Genomic DNA, 24078 nt, shown 5'->3' with positions numbered 1-24078 from the left:
AGGTCGCTTCAGTAGCGTCTTTTTTTGGGAATGCCTTGTTGCTGGTGGCGCTGAGGTCGACGGTGCCTGGAAAAAGGGGGCTCATCTTCGTAGTCTTCCAGCTTGAAGGAAGGGTCAAGTCCATAGAGGGCGCGCATGCGCATCTGGTGGGCGAAGCGCTGGGCCAGACGGCGTGGAGGAGCGTTGAGACTGGTGGCCAGGCCCTGGGTGGAGTCGGCCAGACCGCCTTGACGGATGACGTCCTGACGTACTGCGCTATCGTCGCTAAAAAGCTGGACCTCGTGTCCAGCGGCCCTGGCCTCGCGGGCGAGGCGCGCGATGACCTGATCGGCGTTTTCACCGTGTTGTGAGTAAATAATATGGATACGCCTCTCGTAGAGGTGTTGCTCGTGTTTGCCTGATCCATCGAAGACGACCGTGACCTGGTAGGGGGTATGGCGGTAGCGGTGGGCGAGTTGGGTGATCAGCAGCTGGCGGGCGCTTTCCAGACTATGAGCCAGAGCGGCGCGGAACTGTGGATTGCGTCGGATCACGTTGTAGCCGTCGACGAGAATGTATTGTCCCATTGTTCACAATCCTCTCTCGTACATTCCACCAGGGAAAGCCTCCTCTATCCGCAAGCAGCCCGGTCTGGCTCAAGGTGCTGACCGCGCGAGCGGTATAGCAGGCGAAGGTTCGGTTCGGCTCTCCTTATCTGGTGCCTTCAGGTATATGTTCAATGAAACCATTGTATCCATTGGAGGAAGAGGTTGATAGTCCCACGAATATCAATGTGGATGGCTCTGAGCAGCAAGGCATCAAAGGCCGATGAGAGTTCGGCCAGGAAGACCGCTGTCAGGGCAAGAGTGAGCAGGGCCAGCAGAGGTAGAGAGAGCCAGAGAGGAAATGCGCTTCTTGTGGGATGGGGGGGTTCCTTGGATGTGGCAATGCGTTTCGCCTGGTGGTAAGCGGCTTTGGAGGTTGCTTGAGAGGTGAACGATGGGGAGGAAGGTAGATTGTGGCTGGGGGTAGCCTGCTGCGAGGGTAAGGAGGTAGCCGCAGGCGAGGCTAGTGGTGGGCGCAGGGGCGCTTGCTCCCTCGCAGGGAGATCGTGGGTGGAAGACGTGGTGGTGCTCTCGGGGATAGCTGGGCTGCTCGATGGGGCAGCGGCGGAGGGAGAGGGAGGGGCTTCCGGCGTGATTGGGCCTGGGCTGGTTGGGGGCAGGACTCCCTGCATTTCGACCGTCTCGATCGCTGCAATGAAGGTTGAGGGGGAGCTGGGAGGGCGGAAGCGACCGGCCTGAACACAGGTGAGCAGAGGGTCGGGTGTTGGGCCGCTGTTGTCAGCTTGACAGGTGCAGGGATCGAACGAGGGAGGAGTGGTAGAAAGGGCTGGGGCTGCGGGAGGAAAATGGGTACCTTCCAGCGGGGGGACCTCGTGGCGGAAGGGAAGGCCAAGCTCTGCGACGCAGGCGCCGCAGAGACGGTGCACATGGTCCCAGCATTCGGGGCAGGAGGCGCGGCGGCAGCGGAAGCAGAAATGGGACATGCTCATCAGGGCTGCCTCCAGCACGGCAGGGCTGGCCAGGTGTAGCTCTGGGTGCAGGTGTGAGGGAGCAAAGATAGCTCCGCAGGTGCTGCAGGGTACGGTTATAGTTTGTGTGGTCGCCGGTGGACGATAGATACGCCGGACGCTACCATGTGGCCCGTGTGACTGGGGAGGCTGGTCGTGTCCTCGGGTGTCTTCATGCATAGCTGCCTGCCCATCTTCTCCGTTGGGATCGAGTCGTCTCCAAGATAAGGCTGATAAGCGGTCCGCCTTCTGCCTGCTTCGGCTGGCGCAGCAAGCGGTCGATGAAACAGGCAGAAAGAAGGTTAGACCCTCTGTAAAGAGTATACCCTACGGGCAAGAGAAGATGCACCAGCTGATTATGGCGCTTGCTAGGTAGTTCTCCTATTGTGGGATCTTCGCCTCCCCTTGGGTCGTGCCAGCCCTGCTACCGTGACAAAGGGCCGAGGTCCCAGACTCAGCTATCAATGAGCTGTCAGTAGCTCTGAGAGAAACGGCGCATGCGCGCGTGATCCCGCAGCCGCTGGAGGTTGAGAATTTCGGCTACTTCGTATTCAGTGGCTCCGTGATGGCGAGGGCGCAGACGAATGAGGGAGGGGAAATGTCCCATGCGTCCGTGAAGCTCTGCCAGCAGGGCTGTAGCTACCGGTGAGTAACCGGGTGGATTAATTAAGATTGGGAGCGTCTGCCACTCTTCTGTTGTGAGATTGGCTTGATTCGCGATAGCAATCACCTGGGGAGCAAGCTCCTTGGTTTCGTCAATGCGGACGGGAATAGAGCGGATGGCTTCGATCGGCTCGATAATACGCTCTGCGATCTGGCGCTGCTGGTCCTCGGTTAGCGGATGGCCAAAGTTTAGAATAATCATGGTCTTTCTCCTGTCTTGGCGAAGCGTCGCTTGAGTTGGTCTTTCCCAAAGAGATGAGCAGGTCTCAGAGGGGGTGGCAGCCACTCCCTCTTGGCTTCAGCGTAGCACTTGAGCGATCGCGCTCAGGAATTTCTGGCGATCCTCTTCCGAGAGTTCCCCATCCCTATAGGATTCTAGTACGATGGTTCGGATATTGAGAAGCTTAACTAGTTCCTGCTGATACCCTGGTAAGGGGACGGTCAGAATGTAGAAGCGCTGTATATAGCTACCAAGCTGCTTTGTACTGGTGACGAGTTGCTTGATGGCTTCAATATCAAGACCTGTAGTGCGTTTGTATTTTGCTTCGATTGCTCCATAGCGGTTCTGAAAGCGCACGATGATATCAATTTCCATTTGCCCGTCGGAAAGTCTGATATTCTGAAGGATTTCATAGTCCTCGGCTCTCAAGAGATTGGCCAGGGTCTGCTCGAAACGGAAGCCTTCGCCATGTTTTCCTTTTGTTTCCTGCCACTTGCCTGGTCCGAGGTGCAAATCCAGAACGTCTGCGAGAGAGAACTGCTTGCAAGAAAGACCACTTCGCCTGACCTGCTGAGGTCTGCCATCCTGCCACTCATACTCTATCAGGCTATCCTGCTTCAGTTCGCTTTGGAAGTAGAACATAGGGGCTTGCCATTCCTGGGCGATCTGGTAGGCGGCAAGTGACATGATCTTGGTCCCGCCCGTCAGGTTGAACAGGCAGTCCCGTCCTGATAGCTGCTTTTGCTCCAAGTATTGCTTTAATGATTTTGTGATTCTATCTAGATCGTATGCCTCTACACTGAGGCCACTGACATGGCAGCCAAGGTCACCATGCCTTTGGATAGTTTTCTGAAGTCTCTCAAAAGCCTGGCGAGTAGTGCTTGTGTACAAACAGAGGACGTAAGCAGGTTTGTAATGGAGAAGCGGTAAGAAATTAGGCAGGGTTTGTTCGCCCATCAAAGCAATCATCGTTACCATAAGGATCTGCTCCTTTCTCCTTTTTTCAGAGGCAGACGTCTGAGCTGAGCGAACTGAAGGCGGCAAAGGGACGGACGAGTTGCTCTTGGCTCGGAAAGTAAGGTCCGGTGGACAAAGAACTGTTAATCTCTTTATACTCGAGCAGGTCAGGGGAAGCCTCCTCAAAGGTGATGGAATTTCTCATAATGTCTTTGGAAGACACGTATCGTTATAGGATAGTATCATCGTCTTGCTCCTGCTCCACTATCCTGGCGAATTTCTCGCGCAGAAAGTGGTAATCCAGCGGGTCTTGCTCAGGCAGCTCCCAGGCTTGACGACACAGGCTCAGCAGAACTGTCTTATGAGAATGAACGGTCGTCTCGCTCAAGTGCAGCTCTTCAGCGACCTGCTTTGGGCGGAGGCCTTTGGCAAAGGCGCGAAGAACGCGCTGCTGGGCCGGAGTGGCCTGCCTAAGAACCGTGCGACAGTGACGCTCGTCCTCAGCAGCGGCCTTCTGACGCTGCTGCTCGTAGATGGCGCGGAACGAGAGCGAAGGGTCGTAGAGATACGGGCCTATCGTGGGCAGGGGCACCTCGATCAGCCGGTGACCTGTGTCAGGAGGAATGTGCATCTGGCGCCCTTCATCAACCTGCTTTTGTACTTCCCAGGGGGTGTAGAGATGCCAGATATGATCATGGCGACCGAAATTGAAAATGGCGACTGAAATGGCCAGCAATGTGATCAGGCGCCTGCCGCCGCTGACAGAGAGGTGGATCACATAATCGCGGCGTTTGTAGTCACCGAGCAAGCGCTGGAGAAAGTCGAGGGAGGCGTCGATCTGGGGATCGGTCTGAATATCCTCTATCGGCTGTCCGTTTAGCTCAAGTGCTTGCGACGAGAAGGAGATGGTCTTCTGAGCTGCCCGGTAATAATTACCAGAGAATTCACTGGCCAGCAGTTTGCATGCCTTGCTCAGGCGCAGATCTTCCCTGGTGGCAGGGTGGACAACCACTACTTCACTAATAGGGAACCCTTTGGCTAAGAGAAGATCGAGCGTAAAAGTCACGATCTGAGGTTGGCCCCCCAGGGTGGCGATCAGTACATGCTTTTTATCCATATCTTACTCCTTGTGCTGGTTAGAGGTTTTCCCATGTTGTAAAAGGAGGTAGCAACAAATGGTTTCGCTTCCTGCGGTGCTTATCGCTGGGACACCGCACTCTGGAAAATCTGTGCTGGCGTACTGTCTCTGCCAGGTGCTCTGTGAGCGGAAAATTCCCCATTATCTGCTCAGGGCTTGCCCTGATGGGGAAGGCAACTGGTTCTATAGTGCTGACCCAGAGCGGGTCGGCTCGATTCGCCAGAAACTTGAGGGTCCCTGGCCTGAGAGCTTTCGCGATCGCATTCAGGCTGATTTGCATCATCGTCGTTTTCCTCTCCTTGTGGACATCGGGGGGAGGCCATGTGAGTCTGATCAAGTGTTGCTAAAAGAATGCACCCATGCTATTCTCCTGCGGCGCGCCGATCAGCCTGTCGAGGCTCAACAATGGCTTGACTTCATCAATACGTGCCAATTGGAGCTGCTTGCTGATCTTTCCTCAACGCTCAAAGGCGAGTCGAGCCTGAGTAGCCGCGAGCCGGTGCTGCAAGGAACCATCAGCGGCCTGGAGCGCCAAAGGCCTGTGTCCCCTGGTCCTGTGCTTGACGAGCTGATCGCACGACTCTCCTCTCTTTTCAAGACGGATGATGTGCAGAGAATTGAAGGTGAATATCGCAACAATGCTCCTGTGAAGCCCATCGTTGACTTAGACAAAGAGCTGTCACGCCTCCACCCAGAGGCGAAGCGTTGGGAGCCAGACTTGCTAAGCCAGCTCCTGCGATCGCTCTCTCCGGGGACGCCCTTAGCTGTGTATGGCAGAGCTCCAAATTGGCTCTACGCTGCCCTGGCCGCTTTTGCTTATCCTGCCGATTTCTATCTCTTTGATACGAAACTTCCCATGGCATGGGTGCGTCCGGTGGAGGTGGACCTGGCTGAAGATTGCACACATCCTGACCTTAGCGTAAAGATGGAGGAATATGATGATTTCGTTATACTATGCTTCTCCCTTCCCAATAAACGCCTGGAGTATTGGCAGCCTCAGCCGCTACCTCTGCCGTCGATTCCCCGCGGCAAAGGGCTGGTGATAGACGGTCCTCTCCCGTTCTGGCTGCTAACAGCGATTATACGCTTCTATCTCCGTCATATGCACCTGTTTGATCTGCTCTGGATGGCTCCCGTCTATGTTGCCAGTGGGGAAGGGAAAAAACCTATTGTTGCCTGGTCACGGGTTCCTGAGCATCCTTTGGGAGAGGCTTATCCCAACTTGGCAGATTGACAGACCTACCGCTGGCTAGGCCTCTGGTAAGAAATTCCAAGTCCGACTTATATGCGACAAGAAAACCTCTGGAGCGTTTACTCAATGGGTCAGCTGAATGATCGTTCTCTTATCAAGCGCGGCAGCGCTAGAGCGTACCCAGAAGGCCCAGGTCGGTTGTCATAACTATCGTTACACTTGCCTTACTGCGCAGAGACAATGAGAAAGGAGTGCTGTAATGTCACCAGATGCAACTAATACTGCTGTTACTATTATATCCTCTAGCTTTCTGTTTTCCTGCGTGATTGGATTAGTCGCTATCGTCCTTGGTGTACTGATCTTCTGGCAGATCTTTTCCAAGGCCGGTTACAGCGGCGCCTGGGCCTTGTTGATGCTGATCCCGGTGGCGAATATCGTCGCCCTCTGTATTCTGGCCTTTGGTCGCTGGCCTGTCCGAGAAGAACTTGAGCAGCTGCGGGCCTATGTCGGTCAGTGGCATGGCGGCGCCACGCCACCAGGTGCTGCACCCGGTTCCTTCTCTCGACCTGGCATCCCTCCACAGGGCTGATCCCCGTCGACGAGCTGGAGCTGATTGGCCCGGCAAGCCAGCCTCTCTGAGGACAGCGCCGGGCCACGCTCCTTGATCTTGCTCTTTCCCCTCTTTCCGGCCTCGCAACTCCGTGTCCTCCCCTCTCCGGCGGAGGATACTCTCGCTGCTCGCTCTCAAACTACGCTATAATAAAAAACTACTGTGCACTCTCAGGTCTATCTCAGACGATTCTCAGGATTCATTCATTGGAAGCTGGCATACTGGGTCTGAGGAAGGAGGCAGAAGGGTGCGCTCGCTTGCAGCTTGTTGGGTTCCCCCTCTCTCCCTCTCTATGACTCAGTAGATCCTGGTAAGGCGTTTGCCTGGCTCGACTGTGACTGCAGCGTCACTGACCACTGGCCAAGGCGACTCACCAGTAGCCCGGAGAGAGGCCTATGAAGGCGCATATCCTGGTTGTTGACGATGATCCGCGCATCACTAATCTCCTGCGCAGAATTTTAGCCTACGAAGGATACAGTGTGGCCATCGCTGCTACGGGTGATGAGGCCCTGATGCGCAGCCTGGAGCATCCACCCGATCTAATGATCCTCGACATCATGCTGCCCGGGATCGACGGGCTGGAGGTTGTCCGCCGCCTGCGCGCTGCCGGCGATACGATGCCTGTCTTGATGCTCACCGCGCGCGACGCTATTCCCGATCGCGTGAAGGGCTTTGAAATGGGGGCCGACGATTATCTGGTCAAACCCTTCGCTCCCGAAGAACTCCTGGCACGTGTCATGGCTCTCCTGCGTCGTAGCCAGACCGAGCGTAGCGAGATATTGCGCTATGCCGATCTCACCCTGGACACCGGCACGCGTCTCGCCTACCGTGGGCAGCGCGAGATCGAACTCTCCCCGACCGAGTATGAGCTACTGGCGCTCTTTCTGCGCCGTCCGCGGCAGGTTCTGACCCGCGACCTGATTATGGAACGGGTCTGGGGTCTCGACTTTGAAGGCTCTTCCAATGTGCTGGAAGTCTATATTGGCTACCTGCGCTCAAAATTGGAGGCTGGCGGCGAGCCGCGGCTCATCCATACAGTGCGCGGCATTGGCTATGTACTCAAAGAGTAAGTCCCTCCAGTCAGCGTCAGACCGGACTTTGCCCCGGAGGCCTCTCTTGCCGGCCAGGACTTGTTGTTGACCTAGACCCTCTTGCAGCCGATAGCGCTGCGACCAGAGTCACGGCTGCGTTGCTTGAACTCCAAGGAAAATGGAAGAAGTGTATGGGTGAGATTGGTGCCAGTCGGGCGGCTGCCCGCTTGCGGGCCATGCCACACACATTGCGTCTCCGCCTGGTCTTCTGGTATGGTCTACTGCTGACGATCACACTGGTAGCCTTCGGCTCCCTGATTTTCCTCCTGGCAAGCAGTGCTCTCAATCAGAGCGTGGTCACAAATACGCGCGTCGTCGGTCATGCGGCCCTGCTAGATATCGAGCGACAGCTGCAACCGACCCCACCCTATATGCCTCTCAATCCTGATCTTCATGATATTGATCTCTATCGCACACCAATTGTGATTGCGCTCCTGACCCCCAATGGTCAGGTCCTGTATTCCTCGAACGGCAGCCAGCTCAATATGCTGCCGCGCAATAGCGCAGCCTGGAATGCGGCTCTGCGTCGCCAGGAGGCCTGGTATACGACCGAAGTCAACGGCGACCGACTGTACGTCGGCGTGCTTCCTGTCTGCCAGACCAGGACAGCGAGCGCGCTGCCTTCTAATGTCAGTGCGACAGCAGCTCCCACCTGTCAGGGGCCGCTCGTGGGTCTCCTGCTGGTGGCCAAGTCCTTTAATGACGTCGATAATATCCTTCTGTTGCTCAAAACTTTGCTCGTGGTAGCCAGTGCTGTCATTCTGATCGGCGCCCTGGCGGGCGGCTGGTTCATTGTCAGTCATGTGCTCCGCCCTCTGGAAGGCGTCGTAGCGACGGCCCGCGCCATCAAGGAGGCCACGGCTCGCGGCACCCGTATCGGCGATCTGAGCTTGCGCGTCCCGCGTCCGCGCCGCCACGACGAAATCGGCCTGGTCATCGATTCATTCAACGCAATGCTCAGTGATCTGGAGCACGCGGTCCGGGCCCAGCGCCGCTTTATTGCCGACGCTTCCCACGAGCTGCGTGCCCCTCTGACCACTATCCAGGGCAATCTTGCCTTCCTGCAGCGCCATATCGATGAGCTGCCGCCCGAAGAGCGACGGACCATGCTCGGCGACGCCCACAGCGAAACGCTGCGCCTTGCGCGCCTGGTAGATGATCTCCTCCTCTTGGCCCGGGCCGATAGTAGCTTCGCTCATCAGAACCCCGAGGAGACGCTCGCTCCTGGCAGCAATGGCCGCCGTGCTCTTCCCCCAGTTGTTGAGCTAGACCGTGTCCTTCTGCATCTCATTCGTCAGCTGCGTCTTCGCCTCCAGGCAGAGGATTCGCCACTCAAACTAGAAATAGGTCATATTGAGCCGGTACGTGTGAGAGGTGAAGAGGAGCAGTTGAGACGTCTGATACTTATCCTACTGGATAACGCGCTTAAATATACCCCTGCTGAGAATGAGCAGCAACCCGGGCGCGTAGTAGTCTCGCTGGAGCGCCTCGGCCATGAGGCCATTTTGCGCGTCAGCGATACGGGGATTGGCATTGATCCCGCTGATCTCCCCCACATCTTTGAGCGCTTCTATCGTGCCGATCGGGCCCGCCAACGCCCGGGCACCGGCCTCGGCCTGGCTATTGCCCGTACGCTCGTCGAACAGTTCGGCGGTCGCATCGGGGCCGAGAGCGTGCCCGGTGAAGGCAGTACCTTCAGCGTCTGGCTGCCCATTGCCTCACCGAGCAGCCAGGGCAGCTCGGCGGCGCTGGGAAGCTGAAATCATGCGCTACGACTGGGCCTCAGCACTCCTTGTGGAACTACTCTGGCCTCTCCTCCTGGCTATGAGGCGAAGGCTGGTCGCTAGCTGGCTGCGCCAGATCCTCGGGATAGGTGAGATCGAAGAAGGGCGATGGCTGCTCAGTACGAATATGAGGAGCATAGGGTCCTCGCCGCTCGCGGCCTGCATGGGCATCGTAGGCGCCATGACCTTCGAGGAGGGCCACGGCCTTGCGGGCGCTGGCCGGAGGCAGTCCGGCAACACGCACGGTCACCAGCGCATGCCCCTCGCTGAACTCTTGGGCATAGAAGCGGGCCTCTGCGTCGGGAATGCCAGCTTCTACGAGATACCTTATGTCCAATTGGGGCCTACGCATCTCCTGGGGATTAGCCAGGCTCACATAGTCATCTCCAAAGCCTTGCGCTCGCAGGCTGTCATAGGCTTGCTGCGCCTGGTCGACATCCTCGAAAACGCCGACAACAACGTTGCTCTCTGCCATGTCTGCTTGCGTCCTCTCCTCTCTTCTGGTTGTGTATGGGCAAGACCGCAGGCCATCGCTCGCTCGCTCAGTACTTGCCAGCCACTCTCACGAGGATTCCACGCGGCAGGCGTCCTCACAGTGACTCTGCCATAGGGAAGGTGGAACCGAGGCAGGATCAGCCCCGGCTGGCTCTTATTGACCTGAAGAACGCTGCGAGCGGAGCCGGGGACCCAGATCCGTCGTGTTCTTCGATGAAGGGTCTGGCCAGACCTCTCGATCGGCGAGTAGATGAGATATGAGGAGCGGGATCATTTGTTGTAATTTGGAGTAGCCTCAAAAAAAGGAGAAGATGAGCATGCAACTCAATGAGAAAGTAGCCCTGATCACGGGGGGCGACAGCGGCATCGGACGCGCCATTGCGCTGTGCTTTGCCGGTGAAGGCGCGCGCGTTGCCATCAGCTATGCCCACGCTGCAGAGAAAGCCGCGGAAGTCAAACAGCTCATCGAACAGGCTGGGGGGCAGGTTCTGGTGGTACAGGCTGACGTCGCGCAATATCAGCAGGCGCTGGCTCTGGTCGAGCAGACAGTCGAGCACTATGGACGCCTTGATATTCTGGTCAACAATGCTGGCATGGAGATCCATCGTCCCTTTGTTGACGTCTCCGAAGAGGAGTTCGATCGGGTGCTGGCCGTCGACCTGAAAGGAGCTTTTTTCTGTGCCCAGGCAGCGGCCCGTCAGATGATCAGGCAGGGCAGTGCGGGACGCATCATCAATATCTCTTCGGTTCATGAGGATCTGCCCATGCCGCTCAACGTGCCGTACTGTTGCGCCAAGGGCGGCCTGCGCATGCTGACGCGCACGATCTGTCTGGAGCTGGCTCCTCATCAGATTACAGTGAACAATATTGCCCCTGGGGCCATTGATACCCCGATCGATGCTGATGTCAAAGCAGATCCTCAGAAGTATCAGGCGCTGCTGGCAGAGATTCCACTCCACCGGATGGGCCAGCCAGAGGAGGTGGCCGCTCTGGCCCTCTATCTGGCCTCGGACGCCGCGGCCTACGTCACTGGTGCCACCTTTGTCATTGATGGGGGCCTCATGCGCAATACAGGCTCGCTGTAGCCGCGGCGTCTGGTTGCTGGCAAGTCGATAGGCCAGAGGATCTGGCTGATGCGGGGCTGCCGCTGATCAACGGGGCGTTTGCTCCTCCTCGCTGCTTTCTCGATTGGGTGGAGGCAGATGCTCCTCACGCAGGCGCAAGGCGCGCAGTCGTGTTCCGAAGGGGAAAAGCAGACGAATGCGCAGAACACGCTCGCGCCGTTGCTCCTCGATCAGCGTGCGCACCCGGGCCTGCAACAGGTCGCTGATCGAGACCAGGCCAACCAGTCGCCTACTCTCCCGCTCGACCACCGGCAGACGTGTCAGACCAGTTGCGGCCATACGATAGACTACCAGGCGCAGCGGTTCATCGGGATGGCAGATTACCGGCTGACGTCGAATGGCCTGAACCAGTAAGCGCCCATCCTGTTGCTCCGCCTGTCCCTCGCGAGCAAGCAGCTCCAAATCGCGCCGCGTGAGCACTCCAACGAGGCGCTCCTGCTCATCAATTAAGGGGTAGAGGCGCTGGCCATGCTGGGAGGAGGTGTGTCTCAGCGATTGCAGCAGCTCTTTCTGAGGCAGCGAGGCGGGTAGGGCCACAATGCTCGTGCGCATCACTTCACGAATAAAGATGATTTCTAATGGATCGATGGAGTACTCGCGCGTCAGGTGGTAACCACGGCGGCTGACCTTCTCCGTCAAGATCGAGCGTCGCATCACCAGGACCGTAAAAGCGTGGGCTATTGTCACCGCGATCAGCAGCGGGAGCAGAGCATTCACATCATGGGTCAGCTCCAGCATGAAGACGATGCCGGTAAACGGCGAGCGCATGGTTCCACCGAGAATAGCCCCCATGCTCACAAGAGGCCAGAAACCTGGCCCCTCGGCAGGCAGCAGGGGCGTTAGCAGTCCTCCGAGAGCGCCTCCCATCAACAGAAGGGGAGCCAGTACGCCGCCGGAAGTGCCCGAGCCGAGTGAGATGGCCCAGATTGCCGATTTGACCAGCAGAACACCCAGAATGATAGTCAAAGGAACAGTGCCCTGAAGAAGGGCACTGATCGTGTCATAGCCTACGCCGAGAGCCTGGGGAAAGATCAGTCCGCCAAGCCCGATAGCTAGCCCACCGATGGCCGGCCACCACATCCAGTGGATGGGCAACAGGCGAAAGGCGTCCTCTGAAGCGTAGACCGCCACCGTCAGCAGGGCTGAGAGCGCCCCAGCTAGCAGCCCAACGACAAGGCAACAGAGTATGGCCTGGGGGCCGATGAAGGCGGGGTGTGGTGGCGTTGGGAAGAGCGGCCCCGTGCCGATCAGGTAGCGCCGCAGCACAGCAGCAGTAGCACTGGCCAGAGCCACCGGAATCATGCTGCGCGGCTTCCACTCGAAGAGGAGTAGCTCCACGGCGAGCAGGACCGCCGCCACTGGCGAGGCGAAGGTTGCTGACATCCCAGCCGCGGCGCCGGCGACCAGCAGTGTCTTGCGCTCAGCGCTGCTCAGATGGAAGAGCTGAGCGATCATCGAGCCAAACGCTCCTCCGGTCATAATAATGGGTCCCTCGGCGCCAAAAGGGCCACCGGAGCCGATCGAGATGGCCGAGGAGAGTGGCTTGAGAAAGGCGACACGCGGCTGCACGCGGCTCCCGTTAATGAGTATCGCCTCAATGGCTTCGGGAATACCGTGACCGCGTATGCGCTCAGACCCATAGCGTGCCATGAGGCCAATGATCAGGGCCCCAATGACTGGAACCAGTACCTCGAAAGGGCCAAGGCGATTGCCCGCCGGAGAGATCAGGGAGGTATCGAAACGCTGATAGAAGAAGAGATTAGTAAATAAGCCGATGAGACGTAGCAAGATGAGAGCGACGACCGCCCCCAGGGCGCCAATGGCGATGGCCAGCAGCGCAATGAAGATGACGCGCGGCGTGGTGGTAAAGTCGCCCAGGGGCCTGCTGCTCTCTTCCTGGTTCTCGCCCCTTAATGCCTGGAGCAGGGTCTGCCAGGAACCCGCCCGCCGCTCTGACCGTTGGTGGCCCACGCCGGCGGCGGTCTGCCCTGTCGGATCTCCTGCAAGATCATGTTCAATCATTGCTATTTATCCTCTTGAACCACTTGATCCTCTTGATCCATGTTCTTGTGATGAGGCTCACTCTCCTGCAGCGTGGTGGCCAGGGCGCTGTCCGTGAGAATAGCCTTCAGTGCAGCGACCAATGCCGGCCCAACGATTTGTAGCTCGGCCCGATGATAGGCGGCCAGGGTCTGCAGCACCTCCTCGCCGCGTGGTGTGAGCGAGAGAATGACCTGGCGCTGATCGAGCACGTCGCGCTGCTTGCTCACAAGATCGCGCTCGACCAGACGGTTGATCAGCTCAACGGCGCTATGATGCTGAATCTGTAGTCGCTCGGCTAGCTCGGTGATGGTGGCTTTGCGCCCTTCGGGTAGCCCTTTGAGGGCTAGCAGGAGCTGGTAGTGCTGCGGCTCCAGGCCGGCTTCGCGTGCAACCTGCTCGCTGAAGCGCAGGAAGCGTCGGATCTGATAACGGAACTCAGCCAGGGCGCGGTAGTCGATGGGCGGGTCCTGCTCGGATGACATGAGCGCTCTCATTCTGGGATGCAACTATATCGTATTACGATAGAATTGTACGGCGCGGGGTGCGCTCTTGTCAAGGCGACAGCGCCTGTCTTGTTCGTGTACTCATAAATAGAGAGATCTATTTCATTTGTATTTATCTTTTTGATATCTTTCGTATTGTGTAGACTATTATAATCTAATTATGATTAAAGAACAATAATACCGTTATACAGTTGAAGACATTTTTTGTTACGAAAGGAGGAAGCAACATGAATGCTCTCAAATCGAGAGCTACCGCCTGGGCTGGTGCCTTGGGGGGACTGGCGCTGCTGTTCGTGCTGGTGGCCTGTGGAGCCGCCACCCCTTCCAGCGGAGCGGCGCCGAACAGAACAGCGGTGACGGCCACCTTTGCCAGTGTCGTCTTTAAGCACATGCCGACGGGGACAGCGCAGCTGATCTGGACACCGCAGGACCATAGCCTGACTGTCAAAGTCAGCATGCAGGGATTAGTGCCAGGCACCAGTCATCCGGCGCACATTCACAAAGGGAGCTGTCAGCATCCGGGGCCAGTTGTCTATCCCCTGCCGATGCTACGTGCCGACGAGCATGGTCAGGCCAGCATTACCGCCGTCTTCAAAGGTGAGAGCGAGGGCATTCCTGCGACTGGCTGGTATATCAACGTCCACAATGGGCCGACTGCCGTGACTGCAGCTCAGATTCAATCGATCTCTTGCGGCGACATCAGCAATCCAGCGGGTTCCTCGCCTAAGAGTCGGCAGCAGGTCAATGTGGCCCTGGGCGAAGATATTGCCCCCAACCAGGCTATCAAGGGGCAGGCCCAACTTCGCCTGGAGGAGCGCACCCTCACTATTCACGTCTCCGTCAGCGGGTTGGCTCCTGACTCAACCCACGATTTCCAGCTGCATGCTGGCAGCTGCAGCGGCATGGGGCAGCTGCTTTACAATCTCCAACCCCTGAAGGCCAATGCGCGTGGTGAGGCCGATGCCAGTCTGACGGTGAAAGGGATCAAAGCCATTCCTTCCAGCGGTTGGTATTTGGTCCTCTATCAAGCCAGCGGCGCCTCGGTGGAGGCCAATAGCGATATCGTTGCCTGTGGGGATGTGGTTCCCGCTATCTAAGCGCACTGCTTACTGCTCTATGGGTGGAGAGGGCAAGCCGCGGACAGAGCCAGCCAGGGTCAGACAACGGCCACTGGCTGTGTCACTGGCTGGCTCTCTCTTGTTGTTTCCCAGCTACCAGACATGCCCTGGCTCCAGCAGTGGCTGCCTTCGTCTGCAGGCCTGCCTTGAGACGACCGCTCAGCATGAGCCAGAAGGCCAGGCAGCCCAGCAGGAGGATGGAAAGTACCCCGTTGTCGGCCACCACGAAGAACTGCGCGTTGCCAGTGAAGAGCATCACGCTGAGATTCCCTCCGATAGTGTTGGTGGCGGCGTGGGCCAGGCTGCTGGCCCAGATGCTGCCGCTGCTAAGGCGTAGCCAGCCGAAAATAATCGACAGTTCGATTGTGAACAGGATGAATAGTATCGCCCCCCACCAGGGATCAGGGTAGCCCTCGTAGCCCATGAAGATCAGGGGCAGATGCCAGCACCCCCAGATCACTCCCGTGGCGATCGCTGCTAGCTGCGGGTGCCCCGCGAAGAGACGCAGTTGCAGATAGCTACGCCAGCCAAACTCTTCGCCCCAGAGTACTGGCGTGGCTACCACGGCTGAGATCAGTAATTGAAGCAGCAACACAGGCCAAAGTGCCAGGGGCAAAGGCCCAACGTGAGCCGCGGGAGCATAGAGCTGGAAGAAGTGCTGTAGGGTGAAATCTGGCCTGGCTATGCCCAGAAGCGAGCTAGCGCTGACAATCAGGGTCGTGTTCATGAGCGGTAGCAGAAGAGCGATCAGGTAGTAGCGCCACTTTCCTCCGCGCAGCGAGAGCCGCAAGCCGGCGTCGCTCAGCCCTTCGCGCGTCACCCACAGGCGCACGATCAGGGCCGCAATGGCTGGCATCAAGCCGCCAGGCAAGAGAATCACTTGAAAGAATGGGCTGTTCACCGGTATCCTCGCGAGCATGCCCATGCTCCAGCAAAGCCAGGCTCCTACAAAAGTGATCAGCAGGTAAACGACGATTCCTGTTCGCTGGCTTTTCTCCATGATGGCGCTCGTTCTCCTTTCCTCATCCCCCGGTCGATCTGGGGGATTGCCTCTTTGTGCCATTTGTTATATAATAGCTATAACAAAAAGTCAAGGCGAGCTGGCGATGTTGATCTTCATCGAACCCGAAAGTGAGAAGCCGATCTACCAGCAGATTCGCGATCAGATCGTTGAAGGAATTGCCCGCGGCGAGCTGCTGCCGGGGACGGGGCTGCCGTCGATCCGGCAATTAGCTGCCGATTTTGGCATTAATCTGCACACTGTCAACAAAGCCTACGAGCTGCTGGAGCGCGAGGGCTTTCTGCAGGTGAGGCGCAAGACGGGGGCGGTGGTCCAGCCGCGTGGTCGCCTGGCCGAGGATTGGGAGGCGCGCCTGCGCACGCTGCTGGCGGAGGCGCTTGCTCAGGGGCTGCCCGCTGAAGAGATTCTGATGCGCTGCCAGCGCGTGCTGGCTACACTGACTGAGCGTGAACAGCCCGATCGGTAGCTGGCTCAGCAGGAAGGAGAAAGAGGAAAAAGCATAGAAGCCATGAATGCTCTTTACACCTGTATCAATGTTCTCATGCTCATCTGGATAGTCATGATCTGCTGGCTTTGGCCAGATCTGGCCTTGCCAACCTTGCCCTTTGGTGTGCGCGTCCCGCCGACGCATGTGCACGAAGCGGTGATTGCGCAGTCCCGACGACGCTATCACCTGGTGCTGTTGCTGACTGGACTGGCCGGGTTGCTGGTTCTCCTGCTGGTGGCCTTCTTCTTGCCCCTCTGGGGGCAGATCTGGGCCATGCTCGGTGTCCTGTTAGGGACAGTTGTCATCGCAGCGATCAGCTACGCGCTGCTCAATCTGAGGCTCCGGCGTATCAAAGAGCAGGAAGGCTGGTATGCCGGCCTGCGCCAGGCGGTCGCAGTAGAGGTTGGAGTCTCCGAGCAGCGCGGCTGGCCCTCGCCCTTCTGGCTTGGGCTGGATCTCCTGCTGCTGGTAGCGCTCTGGGTCGTGACGGTCGTACGTTATCCGGTCCTGCCGGAGCGCATCCCTCTTCATTTTGGCCCCGACGGTCAAGTGAATCGCTGGGGCGGAAAACAGGAGCTACTCTTGTTCTCCTTGCTTGCCCTGGCGCTCAATATTCTGCTCCTTGGTTTAGCGCTCGCGCTGCCTTTGGGAAGCCGGCAGCTCGACCCTGCGGACCCAGAGCAGGCGCGTCGCGATCGCCAGCGCAGGCAGCAGGCGCTGCGCAATCTGCTGGCCTCCGTACTGGGGATCGTGAATCTCTGCTTTTTGCTCATCCTCTTACTGCTCACGCAGATCGTTCCGCCGACGAATCTCAATGTCATGCTCATGGTAGTCCTGCTGCTGATTCTGCTTCTTGGGCTGGGGGGGCTGATGGTCTTCTATCTGATCCGGGCCAGGCCCTCCCAGGCCTACGCGCTGCGCACAAACTATGTGGCGCGCGACGACGATCGCTACTGGAAAGGAGGCCTGGTCTACATCAACCGCGATGATCCTGCGCTGTTTGTAGAAAGGCGCTTAGGAATGGGCTGGACTCTCAATCTGGGTCATCCACTTGGCATAGCATTGATGCTTGTCATCCTGCTCGTGGTGGTTGCGGCTCTGCTGCTTGGCCTGCTAGCTGGGCAGCGCTGACGGGAGGTGAGAGAGGGCTGGGATAGGTCATGTGCTACAATCAGGAGAGAAGGGCTGGGCTTGCCAACCTGCCCGTTTTCCAGTCTTTCCTGCGTCAGGAGCAGAAGCATGAGCGCGAGACGGCGCAAATTCTGGGGCTGGGGCTATGAGGGAGACATCCTCAGTGAGGAGGAACTGAACTGGCTAGAAGGGACATGGGCGGCCTTCTTCGGTGTAGATCAGTTCGAGGTCACCCCGCCGCCAACGGTGGAAGAGATTGATCTGCCTCCTCCGCGCCTGAGCATCCCCTCTCAGCTCGCGGCCATTTGTACAACGGAACCCTATGAACGACTGCGTCATGCCTATGGTGCTTCTTTCCCCGACTCGGCCCGCGCCTTTGCGCGCGACTTTTCTCATCCGCCCGATGTGGTGGCCTATCCGCGCAACGTTCAGGAGATCGCAGCCCTGCTCGACTGGTGCTATGCTCAGGATATTGTCACGATCCCCTTTGGGGGGGGCACGAGCGTCGTGGGCGGTGTCGAACCACCGCCGGTGGCGGAGCGGGTACTGACCATTGATCTGACACGCATGCAGCGTGTGCTGGAGATAGATGAAGCATCACAGGTGGCACTGATCGAGGCCGGAGCTGCCGGCCCGGTGCTGGAGGAGCAACTGCGGCCCGGCGGCTGGACGCTGCGCTTCTTCCCTCAGTCCTTCGAGTTTTCGACTCTTGGGGGCTGGATCGCTACGCGCGCTGGTGGCCACTTCGCGACCCTGGCGACCCACATCGACGATCTGGTCGAGAGTGTCGAGCTGGTCACACCGCGGGGGCTGATCGTCTCACCGCGCTTCCCTGCCTCGGGGGCCGGCCCCGACCCGCTGCGGCTCTGGCTTGGTTCTGAGGGTATTCTTGGCCTGATCACGCGCGCCTGGGTGCGCATTGTGCGGCGTCCGCGCTTCCGTGCCTCGGCCAGCGTGCGCTTTGAGGAGTTTGAAAAGGCCAGCGAGGCCGTGCGCGCCATTGCTCAGGCCGGCCTCTATCCTGCGAACTGTCGCCTGCTTGACCCCTGGGAGAGCCTGGGCAGCGGTCTGGGCGATGGGGGGCAGGCGTTCCTGGTGCTGACCTTTGAGTCGGCGGACCATGCGCTTGATCCCTGGTTGCAGCGTGCGCTTGAGCTGTGCGCCGACTATGGGGGTGTCACGGAGTCACAGGCGAGCGAGAGCGGACAGGGAGAGAGCCACCGCCAGGGTGCTGCTGGCCGCTGGCGCCAGCGTTTTTTGCGCATGCCCTGGTATCGGGAGGCCATGACGGCGCGCGGCATCATCACGGATACCTTTGAGACCGCTGTGACCTGGGAGCGCTTTCCTCGCCTGTATGAACAGGTACGCCTTGCTACCGCGCAGGCCATTCGCGAGGTGACCGGCAAGGCCGGTTGGGTCAGCTGTCGCCTAACGCATGTCTATCCCGACGGGGCGGCGGCCTATTTCACCTTCTGCGCCCTTGGGAAGAAGGAGGCTCTGGTACAGCAGTTCTGGGAGATCAAGCGCGCGGCCCTGAATGCGGTGACCAAGCATGGGGGGACGATTACCCACCATCATGCTGTCGGACGAGATCATCGCCCCTGGTACGATCGTGAGCGGCCCATGCTTTTTGCTGAGGCCCTGCGCGCAACCAAGCAAGCGCTCGATCCGCGCTGGTTGCTCAATCCCGGCGTGCTGCTAGACCCGCCTGCTGGCTCTGGCGTGATATAGTAGTAGTTATAAAGGGGCAACGGACGTCAGGCCAGCGAAGAAGCGGAGCCGGCCCCTGGTGAGGATCTTCCGTCTCGGCTCACCTCTCTGCTGGCAGCTAGCAGAACCTTCCAAGGTACAAGAGCATTTGAGTATGAAAAATGCATTGAGTGCATGGAATGAGCAGGAGGGAGCTGGTGAGATGAGGGAGCACTGGCCTGACCTGGTGTCCTCAGTCAGCGTATGAAAGCAATGACGAGGGAGTATCAACGTGGAACTCAGTGGCAAAAGCGTCATGGTGACGGGAGGCGCCTCCGGCCTGGGGGCGGCCTGTGTGCGGCTCTTTAGCCAGAGCGGTGCGCGTGTGCTCATCGCCGATATTAACAGTGAAGGTGGCCAGAAGCTTGCCCAGGAGATCGGTGCTGCGGCGCGCTTTGTGCAAACCAACGTTGTCGACGAAGCTTCGGTTCAAGCTGCTCTTAAAGAGGCTCAAGAGGCTTTTGGCGGCCTGCATGTCCTTGTCAACTGTGCCGGCATTGGCCTGGCCGAGCGCACGCTTGGCAGGCACGGGCCCCATAGTCTTGAAGCCTTCACCCGGGTCATCCAGGTCAATCTGATCGGCACGTTCAACGCCCTGCGGCTGGCGGCGCAGCTCATGAGCAATAACGAGCCGAACACTGAAGGCGAGCGTGGAGTCATCATCAATACAGCGTCGGTGGCTGCGTTCGATGGGCAGATTGGCCAGGCGGCCTATTCGGCCTCCAAGGGAGGGATTGTCGGTATGACGCTCCCTGTGGCCCGCGACCTGGCGCGCAATGGTATTCGCGTTGTCACTATTGCTCCTGGTATCTTTGACACGCCGCTGATGGCGGCTCTGCCAGAACCGGCCCGCGTCTCCCTTCTGCAACAGGCTCCGTTCCCTCCGCGTCTGGGCAAACCAGAGGAATATGCTCTGCTGGCGCGCCACATTGTCGAGAATCCGATGCTGAACGGCGAAGTCATCCGCCTCGATGGCGCGATTCGCCTTCCCTATTTGATTCGTTAAGGCAAGAAGCTGAGAAGAAGGGGCCGCTGTGTGCCGGGAGGCTGACGCTGTATCCTCCTAAGCGGCTCCTTCCTTGTTCTCTGCCTGTTGTATAGATCCCCTGGCCTCCTCCGTGGGAGCAACCAGCGGCAAGGTGAACCAGAAGGTCGAGCCGACTCCCTCACAACTCTCAACGCCCACCTCGCCACCTTGCTGCTGAATGAGACGCCGACTGATGTACAGGCCCAGCCCGAGGCTGGCGCCGGCGTTCTGATAGGGACGAATGCCAGGCACCTGATAGAAACGCTCCCAGATGTGCTCGCGAGCCTCATCGGGTAGACCCGGGCCAGCGTCGCGCACCCAACAGCGCGCAGCCATAGTACTGCGCTCTACCCCTACCTCGATCGGCTGCTCGGGCGGAGAATATTTCAGTGCGTTAGTGAGATAGTTATGGACCACCTGCTCGATACGATCGCGATCGATATAAACAAAGAGAGACTCCTTCTCAGGTAAGTTGAGCGCAATTACGCGCTGCGGAAAAGCCAGCTGTAAATCCTGGACTGTCTCGCGCACAATCTCCACCAGGTCCCAGTGGGCCAGGCGCAGCTCCAGGGTCTCATCCTGGTTGCGCGACATTTCCAGCAAATCATTGATTAAACGGTTCTGACGGCGTAGATGTTGCTCACCGCGCTCTAGTAGACCCTGAGCCTGCTCAAAGAGCTGGAGGCGTGTTTCCTCATCCAGCTCCGTCGAGCGTGCTAGCCGTTGCAGCAAACGGCGCGCAAGCTGAATATTACCCAGCAAGGCCGTCAGCGGCGTCTTCAATTCATGGGTGGCCAGGCTCAAAAAAGCATCACGCTGGCGCTCAAGAGCTGTTTGCTTGCTGATATCGAGCATAGTGCCGATATAGCCGGCGAACTGGAGGCTGGCATCGTTGTAGGGGGTGGTCCGAACCAGCATATCGTGATACTCGCCATCGGCTCCCAAGAGGCGAAACTGGGACTCGTAAGGTTGCTGGTTGGTCAAGGCCATATGCCAGTGCTCCAGCACTCGTCGACGGTCGGACGGATGAATCGCCGTAGTCCATTGCCAGCCCTGACACTGAGCTGAAGGGCGCCCGGTAAAGTGCTGCCAGGTCGTATTGAAATAGACAGCAGATCCCGTTGTATCGGTTTGCCAGATAATAATCGGGGCATGTTCAGCCAGGCTGCGGAAGCGCTCCTCGCTGGCCTTGAGGGCCGCCTCGGCCTGTTTGCGCTCGGTGATATCGCGCGAAATGGCTAACAGGCAGGCGATGCGTCCTTCATGATCAAGAAAAGGCGTGATGGTCACCTGCCACCAGCGCGGGGTGCCCTTCATGGTCGGACAGAAGCCCTCGAAATGCCCCACTCGTCCGGCGCGGGCCTCTGCCAGAGCCTGCTCGGCCAGGCGACGCCCCTCGCCCGACCAGAACGTCACCCACTCGCTATTGAGACAGCTGGCGACATCCTCGATCTCCAAAGCGCGGATACCGCCCTGATTGAGCCAGAGCAAGTGACCCTCGTGATCTAACAGCTTAATGCAATCAGGACTCTGATCGATAATTTCGCGGGTGTGGCTCTCTTGCAGCAGTTGCTCAATAGAAGGGTCTCTGGCGGGAGGCCCCTCCTCTGGAAACGTTCCAGCCATTGTGGCTACTCCTCTTTTGCTGAGCGATCTGAAGCCAGGTCATAACGCTCTTCATTATGCCACTATTTTCGCTCTTTGGGGATTCTTCTCGGGCTTCCCCAAGCTTACTTCCTCACTGCTCGCTCTCATGAGCGGCATCCGACCCTGAGGGGGTCGTGCTGGAGGTAGACGATGATCCTGGCTCTCCTGCCTGTGGGCCGGCAGCCTCAGCAGCTTCAGACGCTGGGCCGGCTGGCCCACCCAGAATAATCTGGCGTAGAAAGAGCGTATTCGGGATCGAGAGTAAGCGGGTCTGACCCGTTTCGTCACTGACCTCCAGGGTGGTGTACATGCCCGACGTTGCTTGAAAACGTCCCTGATAGCTGCCGAAGTGCAGCTCCTGACGCGAAGAAAAATGACGGCGGATATAGTAGCCGGCGATAATATTGCACGCTGCTTCTTGTGAGCCGAAGCCGAAGCTTAAAGCAATAGCCAGGCCCAGTGCCGCCAGCAGAATGGTAAAGCTCGTTGTGAGCACCGTTGTATCGATGCCGAGCAGCGAAATGGCGATGATCACCAGAAAGGCCAGCAGGACATATTCCACCAATGAGGCCAGCAGGCGGCTGTAGGCGATATTGACACTGCGGGCCAGAGCTGCCACCGTTGCGGCCAGAAAACGCGCGCCCAGACCACCCAGCAACACGAGTAGGGCGGCACTGATGGCCCGCGGCACAAAGTGCAGAATAGCCTCTAGAAAGTCAACCAGGCTAACGAACTCCAGCAGGCGTGCAGCAGAAGTAAAAAAGCTTAATAGCAGGAAGAGGAAAACGGCGTTTGATAGAAAGCGGGGCACCGAAGGTGAGAGGCCAAGCCGGCGTAAGAATGTGGCAAAGCCGAGGCGCTCCCCAAGCTGCTGTGCTCCCACATGCTCCAGAAGAAAGCGCAGCCCCCAGCGTACCAGCAGACTCAGCACATAGCCGATGGCCAGCAGTAGCAAGCTATTAATCAGACGAGGAACGAACGAAGCGATCTCCAGTAGTGTCTTGCTCAGACTATCAATGACCGGTTGGATGTTCATAGCCTCTCTTCTTCTTCTTCTTTCCAGGTTACATCAGACCAGGGTACTTGCTCATAGAGGCCATCTGTAGTGAGGCAATGCCACAGCCGTCCCTCTCTGTCCGCTCTGTCCTGTCTGGCCCGTCATGGAGCCGAAGCGGCCAATTCGGCTCCGGCTCGGACCTGGATGACCACTCTGACAGACGGACAGGGAGCAAATCGAGACAAGCAGCCAACCGAAGTCGATGAACACGGGGCGGCTGGCTTATCAAGGCCCCGGCTCGACCTGCACAGAGGCAGAACTCTCGTTACTCTCCCAGTCTGGAACCAGAAAGGTGCCGAGCATGTGCAGTAACTCTCTGAGCCAGGTGGTCAGAGCCAGGGCTGAAAGGTCGAGCAGCTCCAGGCTGCAGCGCTCTTGCTGGAGACGGGCCAGCACACGGCGTTCCAGGTTGACGGACAGGGGGACCGTTCCTTCACGCTGTCGCAAGACCTGGAAAAAAGCATGGACCTGGCGCGCGACCTCGAATTCGCGCCGACACTCAGGACAAGCGGCGAGTGCCGCCCGGGCCTCCGCCTGCTGAGCTGGGGACAAGCTGCCGTCAACCAACTCTGGAAGAAGGGAGCGCAGTTCATCACAATTCATGACTGCTCCTTTGCTCTCTGCTGCTGCCGTGGAATCGGCCGAGCCTGCTGTGAGGGGCGCTGTCCCGAACGCTCTGGCCGAGGACGGGAACGTACCACTCGCGCATAATGGCTACAGAGCTTAAGAAAGAGACGCTGGAAGGCCAGCCGGGCCCGATGCAGACGCATTTTAATAGCGCCCAGGCTCACGTCAAGCATGCGTGCTATATCGTCATAGCTCAGCTCTTCCAGCTCACGCATTACAAGAATCTGAGCCTGCTCTCGCTCCAAGGTGCAGAGAACAGTATTAATACAGTCTCTCAGCTCGTTTCGCAACAGTTGTTCCTCTGGATGGGCCAGAGCGACAGCTGCCGCTGGCAATGGCTGAGCCTGCTCTGGCACCTGCTCAATGGGTGCGGTCCAGGGGTGGCGCCGACGCCGTTCCAGCGAATCCAGGGCGGCGTTGGTCGCCATGCGATACAGCCATGTTGAGAACTGGGCGGGCTGCTTAAGCTGGGGCAAGGAGTAGTAAGCTTTGAGCAAGACATCCTGAGTGATATCCTCCGCTTCTTCGCGGTTGGCGACGATCCGAAAGACCAGGGTATAGAGGCGCTGGGTGTAGCGCCGAACCAGCTCCTCAAAGCTGCGCGTGGTCTCAGGCAGTTCGTGCTGGCAGCGCATTACCAGAGCGGCATCACTAAGCATACTCTCGTCCAAGGACGTATTCCACCTGCTAATGAGCGGGCATGACCGCCTGCATCAGGAAACCGGCCTCTCTCATCCCTTACTTGGCTTGGGCCTTCTCCTTCCATGCCCGGCTCTGCTCGGCTGAGTGGGCCAGGCAGAGGCCCAAGCCAGGAGTGAAGGCAGAGGAAGGGAGAGAGCAAG

At 58.5% G+C, this 24078-nt stretch carries 23 protein-coding genes; 10 read left to right on the top strand and 13 right to left on the bottom strand.

From position 1 onward, the window contains the following. Positions 1-8 precede the first annotated feature (8 nt). The 5 genes from A4R35_RS09285 to A4R35_RS09260 all read right to left on the bottom strand — a co-directional run bounded on the left by A4R35_RS09285 (position 9) and on the right by A4R35_RS09260 (position 4509). Entirely contained in the window at positions 9-566 is a 558-nt protein-coding gene (locus tag A4R35_RS09285; RefSeq protein WP_112428683.1) for an NYN domain-containing protein, read from the bottom strand. 149 nt (positions 567-715) lie between these two features. Continuing rightward, positions 716-1732: a hypothetical protein gene (locus A4R35_RS23880; protein WP_146747155.1), complete on the bottom strand. Its 1017-nt coding sequence runs from the start codon at positions 1730-1732 to the stop codon at positions 716-718. Between the two features lie 292 nt (positions 1733-2024). Beyond that, positions 2025-2417 (bottom strand): CRISPR-associated protein Csx15, encoded by a 393-nt coding sequence (csx15, locus tag A4R35_RS09270; protein ID WP_112428677.1) that lies wholly within the window; start codon positions 2415-2417, stop codon positions 2025-2027. A 96-nt stretch (positions 2418-2513) separates the two neighbouring features. Further along, on the bottom strand, positions 2514-3413 hold the full coding sequence (locus tag A4R35_RS09265; RefSeq protein WP_112428675.1) for an NERD domain-containing protein: 900 nt from the start codon (positions 3411-3413) through the stop codon (positions 2514-2516). 208 nt (positions 3414-3621) lie between these two features. After that, positions 3622-4509, bottom strand: a complete 888-nt coding sequence (locus A4R35_RS09260) for a CRISPR-associated ring nuclease (RefSeq protein ID WP_112428673.1) — start codon at positions 4507-4509, stop codon at positions 3622-3624. A gap of 454 nt (positions 4510-4963) precedes the next feature. Between A4R35_RS09260 and A4R35_RS09255 the strand changes: the two genes are divergently transcribed. The 4 genes from A4R35_RS09255 to A4R35_RS09240 all read left to right on the top strand — a co-directional run bounded on the left by A4R35_RS09255 (position 4964) and on the right by A4R35_RS09240 (position 9183). Then, the gene (locus tag A4R35_RS09255; RefSeq protein WP_146747154.1) at positions 4964-5764 is read left to right on the top strand and encodes a CRISPR-associated protein Csx3; all 801 of its coding nucleotides are present in this window, start codon (positions 4964-4966) and stop codon (positions 5762-5764) included. A 217-nt stretch (positions 5765-5981) separates the two neighbouring features. Continuing rightward, a complete protein-coding gene (locus tag A4R35_RS24210) occupies positions 5982-6311 on the top strand; it encodes a hypothetical protein (RefSeq protein WP_189361577.1) in 330 nt (109 codons plus the stop codon). Between the two features lie 416 nt (positions 6312-6727). Beyond that, the gene (locus A4R35_RS09245) at positions 6728-7402 is read left to right on the top strand and encodes a response regulator transcription factor (protein WP_112428669.1); all 675 of its coding nucleotides are present in this window, start codon (positions 6728-6730) and stop codon (positions 7400-7402) included. A gap of 152 nt (positions 7403-7554) precedes the next feature. Continuing rightward, on the top strand, positions 7555-9183 hold the full coding sequence (locus A4R35_RS09240; RefSeq protein WP_112428667.1) for a sensor histidine kinase: 1629 nt from the start codon (positions 7555-7557) through the stop codon (positions 9181-9183). A gap of 40 nt (positions 9184-9223) precedes the next feature. On the opposite strand, the gene A4R35_RS09235 is transcribed toward A4R35_RS09240, so the two are convergent. After that, entirely contained in the window at positions 9224-9682 is a 459-nt protein-coding gene (locus A4R35_RS09235; protein WP_112428664.1) for a hypothetical protein, read from the bottom strand. A 337-nt stretch (positions 9683-10019) separates the two neighbouring features. On the opposite strand from A4R35_RS09235, the gene A4R35_RS09230 reads away from it, so the two are divergent. Then, positions 10020-10787: an SDR family oxidoreductase gene (locus tag A4R35_RS09230; protein ID WP_223258265.1), complete on the top strand. Its 768-nt coding sequence runs from the start codon at positions 10020-10022 to the stop codon at positions 10785-10787. Positions 10788-10853: 66 nt separating this feature from the next. On the opposite strand, the gene A4R35_RS09225 is transcribed toward A4R35_RS09230, so the two are convergent. After that, complete coding sequence (locus tag A4R35_RS09225) at positions 10854-12848, bottom strand: chloride channel protein (RefSeq protein WP_112428660.1); 1995 nt, start codon at positions 12846-12848, stop codon at positions 10854-10856. A 2-nt stretch (positions 12849-12850) separates the two neighbouring features. Further along, the gene (locus A4R35_RS09220) at positions 12851-13351 is read right to left on the bottom strand and encodes a MarR family winged helix-turn-helix transcriptional regulator (protein WP_112428658.1); all 501 of its coding nucleotides are present in this window, start codon (positions 13349-13351) and stop codon (positions 12851-12853) included. A 248-nt stretch (positions 13352-13599) separates the two neighbouring features. Between A4R35_RS09220 and A4R35_RS09215 the strand changes: the two genes are divergently transcribed. Further along, complete coding sequence (locus A4R35_RS09215; RefSeq protein WP_112428656.1) at positions 13600-14469, top strand: CHRD domain-containing protein; 870 nt, start codon at positions 13600-13602, stop codon at positions 14467-14469. 82 nt (positions 14470-14551) lie between these two features. Here the strand turns inward: A4R35_RS09215 and A4R35_RS09210 are convergent, their stop codons facing one another. Then, positions 14552-15490, bottom strand: coding sequence for a CPBP family intramembrane glutamic endopeptidase (locus A4R35_RS09210; RefSeq protein WP_189361576.1), 939 nt, complete (start codon positions 15488-15490; stop codon positions 14552-14554). A 106-nt stretch (positions 15491-15596) separates the two neighbouring features. Between A4R35_RS09210 and A4R35_RS09205 the strand changes: the two genes are divergently transcribed. The 4 genes from A4R35_RS09205 (at position 15597) to A4R35_RS09190 (ending at position 19884) form a co-directional block, all read left to right on the top strand. Further along, a complete protein-coding gene (locus A4R35_RS09205) occupies positions 15597-15977 on the top strand; it encodes a GntR family transcriptional regulator (RefSeq protein ID WP_112428652.1) in 381 nt (126 codons plus the stop codon). A 42-nt stretch (positions 15978-16019) separates the two neighbouring features. Next, positions 16020-17129 carry a DUF1648 domain-containing protein gene (locus tag A4R35_RS09200; protein ID WP_112428650.1) on the top strand — a complete coding sequence of 370 codons (1110 nt, stop codon included), beginning with the start codon at positions 16020-16022 and terminating at the stop codon, positions 17127-17129. A gap of 108 nt (positions 17130-17237) precedes the next feature. Continuing rightward, positions 17238-18860 (top strand): FAD-binding oxidoreductase, encoded by a 1623-nt coding sequence (locus A4R35_RS09195; protein WP_112428648.1) that lies wholly within the window; start codon positions 17238-17240, stop codon positions 18858-18860. Between the two features lie 250 nt (positions 18861-19110). Next, positions 19111-19884 carry a 3-hydroxyacyl-CoA dehydrogenase gene (locus tag A4R35_RS09190; protein WP_112428646.1) on the top strand — a complete coding sequence of 258 codons (774 nt, stop codon included), beginning with the start codon at positions 19111-19113 and terminating at the stop codon, positions 19882-19884. 57 nt (positions 19885-19941) lie between these two features. Here A4R35_RS09190 and A4R35_RS09185 read toward each other — a convergent pair whose 3' ends face one another. The 4 genes from A4R35_RS09185 to A4R35_RS09170 all read right to left on the bottom strand — a co-directional run bounded on the left by A4R35_RS09185 (position 19942) and on the right by A4R35_RS09170 (position 23895). Further along, positions 19942-21531 carry a PAS domain-containing sensor histidine kinase gene (locus A4R35_RS09185; protein WP_112428644.1) on the bottom strand — a complete coding sequence of 530 codons (1590 nt, stop codon included), beginning with the start codon at positions 21529-21531 and terminating at the stop codon, positions 19942-19944. A 112-nt stretch (positions 21532-21643) separates the two neighbouring features. Continuing rightward, entirely contained in the window at positions 21644-22588 is a 945-nt protein-coding gene (locus A4R35_RS09180; RefSeq protein WP_112428642.1) for a mechanosensitive ion channel family protein, read from the bottom strand. 246 nt (positions 22589-22834) lie between these two features. Continuing rightward, complete coding sequence (locus A4R35_RS09175) at positions 22835-23212, bottom strand: anti-sigma factor family protein (protein ID WP_112428640.1); 378 nt, start codon at positions 23210-23212, stop codon at positions 22835-22837. Then, complete coding sequence (locus tag A4R35_RS09170) at positions 23209-23895, bottom strand: sigma-70 family RNA polymerase sigma factor (protein ID WP_112428638.1); 687 nt, start codon at positions 23893-23895, stop codon at positions 23209-23211. Before A4R35_RS09170 ends, A4R35_RS09175 begins: the two co-directional genes overlap by 4 nt. Between the last annotated feature and the right edge of the window lie 183 nt (positions 23896-24078).

This window comes from Thermogemmatispora tikiterensis (assembly GCF_003268475.1).
Taxonomy (GTDB): Bacteria; Chloroflexota; Ktedonobacteria; order Ktedonobacterales; family Ktedonobacteraceae; genus Thermogemmatispora; species Thermogemmatispora tikiterensis.
The sequence above is the reverse complement of the archived record's forward strand: the minus strand, read 5'-3'. Positions and strand labels throughout refer to the sequence as shown.